At 46.0% G+C, this 14134-nt stretch carries 9 protein-coding genes; 5 read left to right on the top strand and 4 right to left on the bottom strand.

Annotated features, from left to right (window positions below; translation table 11 throughout):
- Positions 1 to 299 precede the first annotated feature (299 nt).
- The gene (locus tag ABGY95_RS11000) at positions 300 to 440 is read left to right on the top strand and encodes a hypothetical protein (protein ID WP_347441730.1); all 141 of its coding nucleotides are present in this window, start codon (positions 300 to 302) and stop codon (positions 438 to 440) included.
- A 553-nt stretch (positions 441 to 993) separates the two neighbouring features.
- On the opposite strand, the gene ABGY95_RS10995 is transcribed toward ABGY95_RS11000, so the two are convergent.
- Both ABGY95_RS10995 and ABGY95_RS10990 read right to left on the bottom strand, forming a co-directional pair.
- Positions 994 to 3252, bottom strand: a complete 2259-nt coding sequence (locus ABGY95_RS10995) for a tetratricopeptide repeat protein (protein ID WP_347441729.1) — start codon at positions 3250 to 3252, stop codon at positions 994 to 996.
- Between the two features lie 94 nt (positions 3253 to 3346).
- The gene (locus tag ABGY95_RS10990) at positions 3347 to 4276 is read right to left on the bottom strand and encodes an RluA family pseudouridine synthase (RefSeq protein ID WP_347441728.1); all 930 of its coding nucleotides are present in this window, start codon (positions 4274 to 4276) and stop codon (positions 3347 to 3349) included.
- A gap of 71 nt (positions 4277 to 4347) precedes the next feature.
- Here ABGY95_RS10990 and ABGY95_RS10985 point away from each other — a divergent pair, with 71 nt between their 5' ends.
- From ABGY95_RS10985 to recR, 4 genes are all read left to right on the top strand, one after another.
- Entirely contained in the window at positions 4348 to 6792 is a 2445-nt protein-coding gene (locus tag ABGY95_RS10985; RefSeq protein ID WP_347441727.1) for a protein kinase, read from the top strand.
- Positions 6793 to 7449: 657 nt separating this feature from the next.
- A complete protein-coding gene (locus tag ABGY95_RS10980) occupies positions 7450 to 8301 on the top strand; it encodes an MYG1 family protein (RefSeq protein ID WP_347441726.1) in 852 nt (283 codons plus the stop codon).
- A gap of 1023 nt (positions 8302 to 9324) precedes the next feature.
- Complete coding sequence (locus ABGY95_RS10975) at positions 9325 to 9828, top strand: hypothetical protein (RefSeq protein WP_347441725.1); 504 nt, start codon at positions 9325 to 9327, stop codon at positions 9826 to 9828.
- A gap of 3 nt (positions 9829 to 9831) precedes the next feature.
- Positions 9832 to 10431, top strand: a complete 600-nt coding sequence (gene recR / locus ABGY95_RS10970) for a recombination mediator RecR (protein WP_347441724.1) — start codon at positions 9832 to 9834, stop codon at positions 10429 to 10431.
- A 793-nt stretch (positions 10432 to 11224) separates the two neighbouring features.
- On the opposite strand, the gene ABGY95_RS10965 is transcribed toward recR, so the two are convergent.
- The gene (locus ABGY95_RS10965; RefSeq protein WP_347441723.1) at positions 11225 to 12526 is read right to left on the bottom strand and encodes a DUF1501 domain-containing protein; all 1302 of its coding nucleotides are present in this window, start codon (positions 12524 to 12526) and stop codon (positions 11225 to 11227) included.
- A gap of 20 nt (positions 12527 to 12546) precedes the next feature.
- Positions 12547 to 14134: DUF1553 domain-containing protein (locus ABGY95_RS10960; protein WP_347441722.1), on the bottom strand; the 1588-nt coding region annotated here is incomplete at its 5' end.

The following is a 14134-nucleotide window of genomic DNA, read 5'->3' as shown; positions in this document are numbered from 1 at the left end:
AATTCAAGGAGCAGGTTAAAACTCAAGTCAGGAGTTTGGCTAAGAGGCAGACGAGGATTCAGAAATACTTCAACTCATCAAAAATATCCTATGCTGCCTAATTTTCCGCCCCATTAATAATGAGCGCCTGTCCATGAGAGGTTTACGCATGGAAATTATTAAGATAAATCAATAGGTAAGTATCGGCTCAACCCAATGAAGCCTAGAGATATGTTGTTCTAGATATGGCTACTTCGTCTCTGAGAGCTTTAAGCTCACAGGTGGAATATCTGTATTCTGGCTCACGCTTGATCCTGGCAATGTGCAATTACTTTAGCAACGGATTCTCGTTAGAAAAGCGCCTTCAATCTCCATCTAACAACTTTATTGATAAGGCTGTCTCAGATGGTAGATGCGCGATACGTGGGCGTCGCTGTAAGATCGGACAGGAAGACCGCTAAACAAAGACGCAGAGCTGGTAAGGCCGAGTGCAAAGTTTGCGCTGGCTCTCAATACCTTGTGCCCGATAGATGGCATATACTCCACCTCACTAATATTAGCCCTGATGTAACCTCTAGGGAACTCTTGGAAATCTATGCACTGCGCTGCGATATCGAGACCCAATTCAAAGCGTGTAAGAAGTTGCTAAACCTCGGTAAAGGCTTCAAGGGCGTGAGCAAACAAGATCATTCAGAATCCTTGATTTTGGCACTCTGACCCAAAAGTTAATAGGATTTAAGCTAGCCGCTCGTCTCAGCCAGTAAAAAAATGTTGTGCTGAGAACGGAAAAGCTATGTGAAGCTCTATCAGCCCAGCTCAGAGCGCTAAGCCAAAGTACCTAGAATGATCCTATCAGACTTCGGGTTAACAAGGTAAACATTAAACCAGGATTATTCAGCCAATTGACGTTCAATACTTTTATAGTACTAAGGTGAAGCGCATGACTTCAGGGCTAGGACCAGGGTGAAAACTAGATCTGTGAACTCGCTTTATGCAGACTAAGTGAGTCAGCGGTTATCGAGCCGATTTGTCGAATCCGAGCTTGCGTTCGAACTCGAGATTAGGAGCTAAGCCCGCACGAAGACCATCGTTGTATGACTTTTTGGCTTTGTTCTTATCGGCATTGAGGAAATGTACTTGAGCTATGTTGTAGTAGGCCGCCGGATATTCAGGATCGAGCTCAACGGCACTTTGGAAGAGGTCTAGGGCCTTAGAGTAACGACTATTCTGAGCTTCAATGATGCCTCGGTAGAGGAATGCTTCTTTGTAGTCAGGTTTGAGGTCAATTGCTCGGTCGATTGATTGGGCTGCTAAGTCGTCATTGTTTTGGTGGTAGCGTGACATGCCTAGCATAAAGTGTGTGTATGGGCTTCTTGGACGCAGGGAAGTACCTAATTCAAAGATCGCTTCGGCATCTTCTACTTCCCCAAGGCGCATCCGGATTACTCCTCGATTGATTAGGAAGCTATAGTCAGGAATGGCATCGTACGCTTCATCATAGATGTCTTTGGCGAAGTCTAGGTTGTTTTTCTCAACCAGTCGTCTGGCGATAGCGTGATAGGTGCCGATCTTTTCTTTGGCGACAGCTTGAGCTAGATCTTGGCTTTGTCTATTACTTCTGCTAAGTGGGCTGTGGAGCGTTCCTTCGGACTTGTGCTCTAGGAGCATGTCTCGCTCTCGCTGAGTAAGCTGAAGTTGCTCCCCACCGGCTGCGAGGTATTCTTTTTCGAAATCAGGATTGGGTACAGCTGAGCGCTGGTACTCATTCCACAGTAGGCGTTCGGCCTGGGCGCGTCGTGAGGACTGGGCGATGAGGCGGTTGACAGTTTTCTTAAGTAGCTCGGCTTCTTCGCGTGCAGTTTCGTCGGCTAGTGGCTGACTAGCTTTAACAGCGAGTTGTTCCCGAGTGGCTTTGAGTGTGGATTCTAGGTTGCTGACCCGTTTGCGAAACTGGATGTTTTCTTTACGTTTTATTATGAGTTGGTGTTTAGCAATGGCTACATCGTTTTCCGCTTGAGTGACTCTATCGAGCGCTGCGTTCTTGTCGGAGTTGAGTTGGGCGAGGTGTTGTTTAGCAGTGCTAAGTTCGCGACCTAACCGCAGGTTCTCTTTCATTAGTTCCTTGGCTCTGTCCGCATCGCTGAGTTTGAGCATTTGGCTCAATTGATCACGTTCTGTTGTCATGTCAGCGAGGTCTTGACGAAGTTCCTCGCTGAGGGAGTCTGACTCGGCAAGTCGCTCAATGAGTTCGGACATTTCGCGTTTTTGCGAATTGATGATAGCATTTGCTTCAGCTAACTTGACTTTGAGAGCGTTGATTTCTTTACGCATATTCGAGACTACTGCCTTTGTGTTTGTCTGCGATGCTTCGAGGTCCTCGGTTCTCTGAGCTAAAAGGTTTTTGGTTAGCTTGGTTTCTCTGAGGAGCTTTTGGTTCTCAAGAGTTTTTATTTCAAGAGATTTTTTAGCGTTACGGTGAGCCTTGGCTAGCAGGATCAATTCTTCCTGTTGTCTTTTATTTTCAAGTTTCAGCTTGTCTACATCCGCACGCAATGGTGCAGTAGCGAGAACTGTGCGTGTGCGTTGTAATTCCTCAATACTCGAAAGTAGTTTCTGTTGGTCATTTTTACCAAGTTGCTGACTTTTCCTAAGTTCTTGTTGGAGGCGTGCAATTTCACCATTCAGCATACGGGTCTGCGTGCTTTCCTTGCCAAGTCCTTGTTGGTTTTTACGCAGCTCTGTTTGGAGTTTGTTGATGCGTTGAGTGTATTTGAGCTTCTCCGCAGTGTGTTTATTTTTTAAAGATTCTAGCTCAATTTGTTGGCGGTTGACCCTGTTGTTGAGTTGTGTGAGCTGTTTGAGATCTCCTTTGTTGCTATGCAGAGGAGCCGAGTTGGGAAGAGTCTTTTGGGATGCTTCTCCGATGACCAAGTGTTGGAGTTTGGCTTGCTCGGCCATGAAAGCTTTCTGAGCTTCTGGTTCCACACGCTTGATCGCTCCCTTTGTTTTTTCAATACGGCCATGGACGATATGAGGTTTCCATGCTGGATGGGCAGCAGCGAGTGACTCGTAATAGCGCAGGGCTTGATGGTATTTATTCCAAGCATCTTTGAATGCTTCTTCTTCCTCAAGCTTTTCAGCGTTAGAGACAGTTTGGTAAGCTGAGAGGAGAATCGTTCCAGGGCGCACAGGTTCTTTGACTTCTTGAGCAAGAAGTGTGGAGGGTAAGGCGATAAGAATGAGTGAGATGTAGGTGCGTAGGTTTCTTCTCATTGTGTTGCAGAGGCTTGTAGGGGAAGTTCGTTTCAAGGGGAAGTGAAAAGTTTTGTAGCCAAGTGATGGAAAAGCGGGCGCGGCTGTGATGCAGCTAATCTTCACCGACACCATGGAGGAACCTGTCAGTCCACGGTAGAAATGCTGCAGGTAGGGGGGCATGAAATGTGAGGCGCTTGCCACTGCGAGGGTGGGTTATACTGAGGCAACGTGCGTGGAGCATGAGTCTGCCGGGTTGGGCTTTTTGCCTATTTGGTTTAGCGTAGATAGGATCTCCAAGGATGGGGCAACCTAGATACAGCATATGCACGCGAATCTGGTGAGTTCTCCCAGTGTGAAGGTCACAATGGATCAGTGAGCTGTTGCTGGCGTCGTCGGTACCTAAATTGGTGTAGTCGGTGATTGCTGGCTTTCCTGAGCCAGGGTTGACGACTGCCATCTTTAGGCGATTGACTGGGTGGCGTCCAATTTGAGTAAAAATGCTGTCTTTGTCTTTATTTGGAACGCCATTAACGACTGCTAGGTATTGTTTCTTAGTTGTGCGATCTTTGAATTGTTGTACGATGTCAACGTGGGCATTGTCGGTCTTGGCGACGACGATACAGCCTGACGTGTCTTTGTCTAGACGGTGAACGATGCCGGGGCGCTCCACCCCCGCGATACCAGCCAGCTTTCCTTCACAATGATGTAGCAAAGCGTTGACGAGTGTGCCTGTGGCATTGCCTGCAGCTGGGTGCACTACTAGTCCAGAAGTTTTGTTGATGGCGATGAGGTCTTCGTCCTCGTAAATGACTTCTATTGGAATATCCTCGGGCTCAGCTGTGTCGGATTTAGGCTCGGGTATATTCACCAAAATTGAATCGCCAACTTGGGTGGAGTTCTTGGCTTTTGCCTTTTGACCATTGACTAAAATGTCTCCCGATTTGAGTAACGACTGGATTCTAGCCCGTGAGAGCTCCGGTAACTGTGTGCTCAAAAATACATCGAGCCGTTTACCTGTATTGTCGTCCACTTGGATCTTCATGTGCTGATGATTTGTCAGAATCTGTGGGACGCCAGAAAAAACTTCCGATTTCTAAAGTTTTTCAGTGCCATATGAGAATTTTATTCCTAGTGTCACTCGCAATGGAGGATATCCCGTTAGAGATCGAGGTTGAGAGCTGCAGTTCCTGTGGCGAAGCTATGGACGTGTCGACACTTCCTCCATACACAAATGTGCAATGCCCTAATTGTGGTGAGCTTTCTCATGTGAAGTGCCAGATTGGAGCATATGAGATTTTAAGGCGTCAGGGCTCAGGTGGGATGAGTTTGGTGTTTGCTGCAAGAGACAAGACTCTCGGGCGTAAAGTCGCCATCAAGTTGCTGAATGAGGATTACTCTCGAGACGCTAAGCGTATCGAAGAATTTGAAAAAGAGGCGAAAATTACAGCTTCGATCAGTCACCCGAACGTGGTACGTGTCTACACTGTTGGCCAAGCCTTCAATCGTTACTATATAGCGATGGAGTTGGTGGTGGGCGACAGTCTAGAGCAGCTCATGCAAAAAGATGGGAAGCTGTCTGAAGAGATGGTGACTCGTCTAGCGATTGAAATTGTTGAAGGTTTAAAAGCAGCACACCTAGAGGGGCTTATTCACCGTGATATGAAGCCTGGTAATATCCTCATAGACGGTAATGGACATGCTAAGATTGTTGATTTCGGCCTCGCTTTGATGACTTCTGGCGGCAAAGCTGTGGCGGATGAAATTTGGGCAACTCCTTACTATGTTCCACCTGAAACTTTAGAATTACGCGAAGAAGATTTACGTAGCGATATTTATGCACTTGGCGCAACTCTCTACCATGCATTGTCAGGTAAGGCTCCGTTCACCACTGAAACACGGTCGACGACTGAGTTGCTAAAGATCAAGACTTCTGTGGCAAGACTGAGTAAGGTTACCACTGATGTGAGTCCATTTTTGTCGGAAGTAATCGATAAAGCCATGGCATTTGACGAGAATGAGCGCTTTCAGAGTTATGACGAATTCCTTGCCGCCTTGCGCCAGGTTGAAATGTATTTTCGTACAGGCAATGAGCCTGAAGAACTTTCTGAACCCACTCAAAGTCGACGCGTCCAAAGAGAACGAAAAAGTTCAAATCCATTAATTATCGCGGCAGTAGTTGTGGCGGCAATTATCATAGCAGTAGTAGTGATGACTACTGAGACGACTTTCCAAAAAGTAGTGCAGTCACTGGAGGATGATGTTGAAGTAGTTGAATCTGTTGAGGATCCAGCGGTGAACGATGAAGCAATGCGTGTGCTAATCGCTGCGGAGTTACGCAATGCTCAGACATTTTTGACCCAAGGGAAATACATGTTAGCACATGAGCGCTATCTTCAGTTAGCCAAAAATAAATCGGTTGAGAGTGAAACGATGTACTGGACAGGAATGCGTTCAGCTATTTCAGCGTGGCTTGGGGGCGAATCTCAAAATGCTAGAGATGCTCTTCGGGAGATCTTAAAGATTCAAGCAAAGTCAGAAACGGAGCAGCTATCCCCAGTTGATAAGAAATTAAAGAAAGCTATGGAGCAGCTGCTTGCGCTGAAGTCCATTCAGCTAGATCAAGTCAGCCAACTGAATGATGATTTGGACATCATGATCTTATTTGCTTCAGCCTTGAAGGAATGGGACCAAGGGCTATGGCAAGATGCTGAGATTTTGTTTTTGGCTCTAAAACAAGCTAATACGGATTCTGATCAAGCTGGCTTAGAGTACTATCAGCAAATGTGTGACGCCTATTTATCTGACTTGAAATTACTAAGCCCACTTAGAAAAGGCTTCGAACCGAAGACGGTGGATGAGGCTAAAAAAGCACTAGTGGAGGTTCTCACAGCTAGGAATGATCTCAAAACCAAAGGGCGTGCACCTTTCAATACCCTTCAGTGGCAGCGTCAGATAAATGCTGCTATGCAGCAGATTGAAAGGAAGGCTGAACGAGCCATTGCTGCTCAAATCGAGCAACTAGAAAGGAATAAGCAACAATGGAGAGCTGCAAAGCGAAACTCGTTAATAGCTTTGGAACAACATGACTTTCATAGCGTGATTAGGGAGCTCAAGAACGTGAGCGCGATCAATGCTGAAGATAAATTGTGGAGAAAAAATATTCTATATCTAGTTGAAAATGTAGCAGCCCTGTATAAATCAACCACTGCGGCTCTTGATGGTAAATCGGCTGATTTTGTTGTGCGCCGATTGGATGGAATGGTTGAGTACGAAAAATTACTTGGAGCAAAACGTGAAGGCTTATTAGTTGAGGCCAAGAATAAAGAAAAATTGTTAGTTTGGAGGGATTTATCCCCATACACCATGATAGCGATACATAAGAAAATTTCTATCAGCCAATTGAGTGATGATGAGAAATTTCAACGGCGTGAACAGCTAGTAGCCTACACTTACTTGACTGGGTTGAACTCCAAGGCTCGTGTTGGTGCTGAGATATTGTCTGAAGATAATCCGGCATTTGCCGAGCGTTGGAGAGAATGCATGGAAGTCGTGAATTAATTTTTTCGGTGTGGTTTGTGTGCTTATTCCGTTAGCCTTAGGTATACACTGGGTGAAATTTCCTCAAACGCGAAATAGTGAGAGCTTAGGTCTGTAGTTCAATCTATGGGGGCTGGATTTTATCTATGACTGTCCACGTGTGTCAGCTTGGAGTTCTCCACCATCAGTGGACTGATAGCTCCTCAACAATTACTATTTGAGTATATACGGGTAGGCCCACTTGAATTTTCTAATCCACGATTGTGGATGTGTATTTAAGATTGGTAAATTGATACGGTGTATGTGGCATGACCAATTGGGTAAGTGCTATTTCTGTGCTTACTGAGAAAGTAGTCGTAGAAAATATCAATTGCGGATCCCTGCACAGCATCGACACTTGGGATTGAGCCTGATTTGGCCTTTATAAAGCTTGGGGGACATCGCTAACGTTATCGCGGTCACGTCGCATGAGTCTGCCGTGGGGAGGAAATAGGGTTTGAAGGTAGTTACTGGTTCCTTCCGCAAATTCTCCCAATAAATTTGAGATGAGAGGTGCTGCATAGGGGGCTTTGAGTGTGAGATGAGCGGGGTAATTCAATGTGCCCTAATTTGTCAGTGATTTACCTATTTACAAGTGCGCACCATTGACATTCTAGTAAACCGTATGATGTTTCGCACATGAGTATTAAGCACATCATCACCCATCCAGGTGGTGCACATAAAGATGATTTCCTAGCCTGTAGTCTTATGATTTATGAGTACGGAGTTCCTATTCTGCGGAAAGAACCAAGAGATGAGGATGTGGCAAATGCATCCATCGCCGTGTTGGATGTAGGCGGTGAGCATGAGCCTACGAGGATGAATTTCGATCACCATCAATTCCCAGCTGATCATGATCCAACTTGCGCATTGAGCTTAGTGCTTCGCCATTTAAGTCTTTATGAAGAAGCTAGACAGTATTGCGATTGGCTAGAAACTTCAGAATGGTTAGATACACGCGGAGCTGTAAAAACAGCGAGATGGTTAGGTATTGAGCGATCAGCTATGGCTAAGCTCAATTCTCCAGTCGATATCACCCTATTGAGGCGTTTTGCTAAACAGGAAAAGCATGAGGCTGGTCAGCCAGTGTACGAGGTGATGCGCATGATAGGTGAGGATATGGTAAACTTTCTTAAAGGCATGCGTGAGCGTATGATGGAAATCGACCAACAGGCTGAAATTTGGGATATTGATCAAAAATTTAAAGTGATATTCATTCCTAGAGTTGATCCTATGACGGGGGAACCATCCGCTGGCCTGGGCAGATATATCGAAAGTAAAGGGCTCGAATGTGTGGCTATGGTGTATCCTGATCGACGTGGTACAGGTTATGCTTTGTCCCGCTATAACGATGACTTACGTCTAGATTTTACGAGAGTTGACTCTTGTGACGACGTGCATTTTGCTCATAAATCTGGGTTCATCGCTAAGAGCTCAGCAACCAGCCATGAGCGATTATCCGAATTGCTTAGCTCGGCTTGGGTCGGCTAGAGGAATACAAAAAAGCTCAATTGACACACTAGCCAATTGATCTTTAAAGAATATGACTAGAATTTGCCTACTTATCTCCAGCGGTAACGCCAACTTTTGCTTTACTGAGTTTCATGTATAGAAGGGCGTGTTCTTTGACTTTGTCAGGCCTGTCAGTAGTGATGCTCTTTTGCTAAGCTAGGTCAGTAGCTAGGTCAGTAGCTAGGTCGTAGGGTTGTGCGGACGGGGCATTCTTTCCTTTTTTAGTCTTTCGAGCGGGGATGTATTTCTAGTCGTCTTTACGCAGAGCAATAATCCCAGCTTCTTTAAGCATGTATGGAAGTTCTTTGCTGTCTTAACCTGGCAAAGCTGGAAGTACATTCTGACTATCTCGTGCTTCATCAGCTCCGCGTTTGACGCTTAATAGCTCAGCGAAGCTAGCAAGGTAGTAGATCTAATGAATTATGGCGTCAGACTTGCCTAGCTTGATTTTTTTCCTCCCACTGCACGATGAATGGTACGCGAATGCGCCCTTCGTGGATTTGATATTTTCCACTATGGTAGATTTGTGAACAATCGTTGCCGCTGTCGGCTTCTTTGCTAGAAGTGCTCAGTGGCCGGCGATTGTTGGTGGTTCGTAGTAAGAAAAAATAACCAAAACTGATCTCTAGTGGACCAGGTTTGACTTAACTATTCAGCTCGACTGGAATTACTCGCTCACCTATGCCGAGGTGCCACATGCCTAAGTCAGCTGTATTATAACCTGCCTTTTTGAAGGTTTTAGGGAGAGTGATTGTAGCCGCTATCTAGTAATGTCCCATTGAGGTGGCCACATAGGTAAGGTCTGAGGATGCATCTTGCTGTTTCTATTGATAGGATAAAAGTCGTTTAAAACTCTTAGATGCTCATTTATAGAGATATGCGCTACTAACAAATTAACTATTTGTGATGAGTTGGGAAAATCTCACTTTAGATTAAGTTGAGTGGGGGGTATTCTCTTGAGTTGCCTCTGAGTCTAGTCTTATAGTGTTGCACACATTCGTCATGTCATCCAAAACTACTAACCCCGTAGGCACCGTCAGAGTGCCAGCTTTACTTTGTGCACTGACAGGAACTGTGCTAGCTGTGAGCATGGAGAGGATGGGATTTCTAAACGAGGCTACTAGCTTATTGACTCAATTTTGGGAAAGGGAGCCCTTTTTTTTGGTAGACCCAGAGGTGATTTCCTCTGAATGGAATTGGTTAGTGGCCTTTATAGTAAGTTGGGGAGTAGCTTACTTTACTTTAGCATCGGATCAGTTGTGGCGACGTTTGCTGATCGGTCTGATGGCTGGGATCATACTCGCAGGATTCATGCCGAGTTTAGCTTTATGGGGGATACTTTGGTTACCTGTCGTAACGGGAATTGCGGTGCTGTGGTCATGGGCATGCGCTATGCTTTATAGTGGGCAACACGCCATGCCATGTGAGGTAGGTGTGACAGCTAAGGAAGCAGTAAGCATGAGAGTGGAAATGGTTCCCAGGCCAATGAAAAAGAAAGACAAATAAGCTATGTCGAGAGCAGATTACCCACAGCCAATTAAAGAACTCATAGCTGAGTTAAAGCGTCTACCAGGGGTTGGTCCAAGGAGTGCCGAAAGGATGGCGGTCTGGATGATCCAGCACAAAAAACGTAACCCGCTAGAACTCGCTCAGGCACTGAGCCAAGCTGATGAATATGTGACTCTTTGCCCAGCTTGCGGATTTTTTGCAACGGATGACGGCTGTTCTGTATGTGATGATCACAGCCGGGATGACAAATTAGTCTGTGTGGTGGAGCAAGCAACGGATGTTTTACCTTTAGAACGTAGTGGTGCATTTAGTGGGTATTATCACTGCTTGGGAGGAAAACTCTCACCACTGGATAATGTAACTCCGTCAGATTTACGTATCAACCAACTACTCAAACGCGTCGAGTCGTTATACGAAGTCGAGGTAATTTTAGCTCTCAGTTCCGATGTGGAAGGTGAAGCTACAGCCAACTACCTTTCTGAGGTGTTGTCTGAGAAAAATTGTAGTGTCACACGGATCGCCCAAGGAATGCCTGCGGGTGGTGGACTCGAGCATGCTGACGAACTCACCCTGATGCGGGCGCTCCAAGGGCGGAGATAGAGTACTCTGATTAGATTTTCACTTTTAGCTCCTCAGAGACAACGCTTGATAGATCAATTTTTTTGAGAGCTTCACCGATAGCTTCTTTGCTATCGTGGGTACTTCCCCTTGAATAGCTCTTTCCCTACAATAACTTCTTTGTCTAGGTCTAGCAGTTGGTCCCGAATGCGTAGAATGATGGCGGCAGCATTATCTGATCCGAGTAGGATTTTTTGGCCATCGACAGTATCCGAGACCCTGGGTCTTTTTGTAGCTTCACATTAAAGCCTGTGTAGAAAGGTTTCCTCTAATATCTTCATAGGGGCGTAGGGCCAGCTCTGGCTACGGACAAGGCTCGACATGCATGGTAAACCTAAATGTCCTTGGCTGTCAGCCAGTGGCCAAAGTAAGGATAGATGATAGTTTGCTTATATAGTCACCACGGTTTCCTTTTATTAGTGTATCGAGCGTTGCTCCCCATTACGCAGCAATTTTAAATATGCGTGATGCGCCTCTTCCTTGCTGCTAGCTTGGATAAAGAAAGGAAGGTTGTAGAGGTTTTCTGTGCAAGCCTCGTTTGGGTGGTCAGCCATCATGGCTGCTGCAGCTAAGTGGTCGGCCGTGCGTGGAGCTAGCTCATATCTACCGCCGCCAATAGCTGAGTATTCAGTAATATAAACTTAGCTAAGGTCGCCCCATGTGTTTTAACGGAGATGTCCCTCAGATTGTTAAAAATACTGTGAGCGCGAGGTGAGAAATGCTTTTATTGTATAGCGAGGCTGAGTATGCCGAAAATTAGCAAACTAATGGCGTATCATACAAAAATGTTTTTTATCGCATTGCCTTTTCTCCCTGCCATTTTGAAGGGGCGTTTGCTGGATGAGAAGATGGTCTCGTCATATTTTAGCCCCATGGCGTGGCCAATAGTAGCATTAAAGTCCGCAGCGCTGACTGGATCTTTTACGACACTTGAACCGGTCGCATTAGTCTCTCCATATACCATTCCACCTTTGATTCCTCCGCCAGCTAAGATGGTCGAGAATGCTTTTGGGAAGTGGTTGCGCCCACCTTCGGGAGTTACTTTTGGTGTTCGCCCAAATTCAGTAGCTAGCACGACCAGTGTGGAGTCTAGCATCCCCTTGGCTTTAAGATCAATGAGTAGAGCTGAGACTGCCTGATCTAGTATTGGGAGCTTTTCTGCAGCTTGTTGAAAATTGTCGTTGTGCCAATCGAAACCTCCAAGCTCGACTTCAATCGAACGCACCCCTTTCTCTACTAGACGTCTCGCTAGCATGCAGCCTTTAGCGAACTGACTGTCACCATAAAGTTTGTGTGCTATGGGAGTCTCGTCAGAGAGGTTAAAGGCGATTAGATCCTCACTTTTCATGAGTTTAACAGCCGAATCGTACACTTCGCTGTAGGCTCTCACAGTCTTATGGCCATCATGGTATTTCGCGTCGAATTTAGCATCGAGCATTTTCCGAAGATGGAGTTGTTTCTTAAAATCTGACTCAGTGACTTTGCGTGCTTTTACTGAGTTTTTGAGACCCTGAGTCGGGTTGCCAACGGGAAGAGGTTGTAGGCTAGGCTCTAAAAATCCTGCGCCTGGGTGATCATTTCCACAACTGATGGTGACATAGGATGGTAAGGTCTCGTTTAGAGTGGGGCTCAGTTTGTTAACCCACCCTCCAGCCGTAGGATGCACGATAGATGCACGCGGAGAATAGCCAGTACGCATGAAGTAACGGCCAGGACCATGTGCTCCCTGGGTCGAGTTCATTGAGCGAATGATCGCAAGCTTGTCAGCTTGTTTCGCTAGTTTTGGTAACCAATGGCCAAGTTGAATACCGTCGACATTGGTGCCAATAGCACGCGTATCACCCATAATGTCGGAGCCAGCTTCAGATTTAGGGTCAAAGGTGTCGAGGTGGGTCATGCCTCCAGACATGAAGAGATAAATGATGTGTTTGGCCTTTGCTCCTCCTGCAGCTTTGATTGTTGCATTTGCTGCAGTCAGTGGTGAGTTAAAAAGGCTGGCCATCGAACCGCCCAGAGTTACTCCAAAGCAGGCTTGTGCAGTTCGGGCGAGGAAGGCGCGGCGGTCGAGGTCAGACATAATGCGTGGGAAGTTATTTGTTATTGGATGAAGAGAAAACGCTTAGAGTTGAGCATGGCCTTGGCTAGTATCTTTATATCTTGACGGCTTCGGCCAACATATTTGAGGTCGATACGCTCCTGCTTTGATGGGTATTTATTATAAATAGAGAGAAAAAGGACATCGAGCCGTTGTTCTTCCGAGCGGGCTGATTTCATTTGCTGTGCCATTTGTCCTTTCTCGTCGGTGATACGCTCTATCTGTCGTCCATTGAGCATTGCTAGTGCTTGTGGTATGGATGCGTTAGTGTGCTGAGAATCTGTGGTTATGCGGTCAGATGCCCCAAAATCACGAGGAAAACTACCAGCTTTGAAAGGAGAAGACATTTCAGATGCACGGAGTAGCTTGTCCTCTTTAGCTCTGCTCTTCCTCATGGGAACCATGCTCATTAACATCTTTTGCTCCGCTTGAACTTTGTCGCGGACCTCCCTGATTTTTTTTTGGAGCCGGTTGAGATCTCGCTCAAGTTTTGCAGCCTCGTTTTTGTTGCCAGACATATTAGCTTTATCCCTTTGGAGGCGGATACTTCTGGCAGTTTGTTGTAGCTTCTTAGTAGCGTCTTCTACAATGTCAGCTTGGTCATCGAGCTTGATGATTTCGGCTGGGGTGGCTGTGAGTAGTTTGTCGATTGCTGAGGTATATTGATCCCATTTGAACTGCTGGGATTTATTTTCAAAACCATCTATATCACCTCTTTCTAGTGTGAGCAAGGAGTCGTAAATTTGCTCAGCACTCATACGTCTGAGTAGAGGACCCCTGAAGTCGTGAACACGGCCATCACTAATTTCAAAGTCACAGGCAGCACGTTGGAAGAGTTTCGTGTGGTATATAACCCTCAGAAGCTCACGAGTATCGTAGTCTGAGGCGTGGAGTATCTGCACCAAAGTATCTAAGACATCGGGATGCGACATCTTGCTGCGATCTGTCCAGTTATCTACTGGCTCGACTAGTCCATAGCCGAGGGCGTGTCTCCATAGTCTGTTGGCAAAAACTTGAGTGAACATCGGGTTGGATTTCGAGGTGACCCAAGCAGCGAGTTGCTCATGTGGAGGAGCCTCAGAACCTTCCGATGGTTTTGGCATACTGCCAAAGAGTAATTGAGGTGCAACGATGTCACCAGGTTTACCATCATTGTATATATAATCAGCAGGTAGTTTGAGATTCTTACTGGTCACATACCTGGTTGCATTTTTGTTAAAGTCTTTAAAGAGAGAATAGAGATCACGAGCTTCAGTCTTGGATAGGTTTTGACGCTGCTTTCTGTTTCTTTTACTAAAGGGAGTAGATTTTTTTGTAGTAGTTTGGTTGTTCTTAAAGGCTAGCGTCTGGCGTACTTTTTCGCGAGCAACTTGGCTTTTATAGTCGATCTTGGCACCAAACGCAGCAAGTTGATAGTATTGCTTTTGGGTCAAATCCTCGAATGGGTGGTCGTGGCATTGAGCACAGCCGATTTGTGTGCCTAGAAATATTTTTGCTGTATTGGAGATGTTATCAAGCAACATCCCTCGATCTCGAAGGTGATAGCCTACTGCTGGATTTTCAGTGCAATGCCCAGTCGCTGACAGCATA

Origin of the sequence: Rubritalea sp. (assembly GCF_039830215.1) — a bacterium.
GTDB lineage: Bacteria > Verrucomicrobiota > Verrucomicrobiia > Verrucomicrobiales > Akkermansiaceae > Rubritalea.
This window is presented reverse-complemented; position numbering and strand designations above follow the sequence as displayed.